The sequence below is a fragment of the Acinetobacter sp. YH01024 genome (assembly GCF_013420195.1).
Lineage (GTDB): Bacteria > Pseudomonadota > Gammaproteobacteria > Pseudomonadales > Moraxellaceae > Acinetobacter > Acinetobacter amyesii.
This window is the reverse complement of the sequence record NZ_VOYQ01000111.1, coordinates 1-1,040: the sequence shown is the minus strand read 5'-3', so window position 1 is coordinate 1,040 and position 1,040 is coordinate 1. Positions and strand designations below refer to the sequence as shown.

At 39.7% G+C, this 1,040-nt stretch carries 1 protein-coding gene; it reads left to right on the top strand.

The features are described from left to right. Nucleotides 1-1,040, top strand: a 1,040-nt coding sequence (locus tag FTT88_RS17110) for an RHS repeat domain-containing protein (RefSeq protein WP_180174138.1), incomplete at both ends; no start/stop codon positions are given.

Genomic DNA, 1,040 nt, shown 5'->3' with positions numbered 1-1,040 from the left:
TCGCACACAGCATCAAGCAGAACGACATTATCAATATGATCAAAATTATTTGCTCACCCAAGTAGATGACAGCCGATTAGGTAAGCTGACGTATCAGTATGATGCAATTGGCCGTTTAACACAGAGTAAAAGCCTACATCAAACAGAAAACTTTGCTTTTGACCCAGCAGGAAATTTGATTGACCCAATTGCCACGCATGCATCTCAAGTGAAAAGCAATTTGATATCGCAATATAAAGGCAAAAATTATAAATACGATGCGCAAGGCAATGTGATTGAAACTAGCCATGCAGGAAAAACATTAAAACTGACGTGGGATAACCTGAATAGATTGATTCGCAGTGATCATCAGGGTCAGGTGACTGACTATGGTTATGATGTATTTGGCCGACGCTTATTTAAGAAAAACCCAAATGCACAAACCCTGACTTTATTTGGTTGGGACGGTGACTTGATGATTTGGGAGTCTCAGCAATCTAATAATGCTGATGAAAACTATACTAAGCATTATGTCTATGAAGCAAAGAGTTTTGTACCATTACTCCAAACAGGCTATACAGGCTTTATCAAACTGATTGAGACCCCAGACTATTCAAAATTCCAACGTGAACCTTACTCAATTTATAAAGACCCTGTATGGAAAACAGAAACGAGAAAGAACAGAGCTGAATTAGAGCGAGTAGCGTTTTATCACTGCAACCAAGTGGGCACACCACAAACGCTGAGTAATGAGTTGGGTGAGTGTATTTGGGAAATTAAACAGGATACGTGGGGGACAGCTTTAGAGATTAAGACCAGTGAAAACTTTTTGGAGCAAACCAATATTCGTTTTCAAGGACAATATTACGACCACGAAACAGGCTTACATTATAACCGTTACAGATATTATGAGCCGCATAGTGCAAGGTATGTAAGTAAAGATCCGATTGGGTTGTTTGGTGGGTTAAATAATTCAATTTATGTGAGCGATCCGAATCAATGGGTCGATTCGATGGGGTTGATGGCACAAGGGGAAAGGGAAAAAGTTGCTGCGAATAATG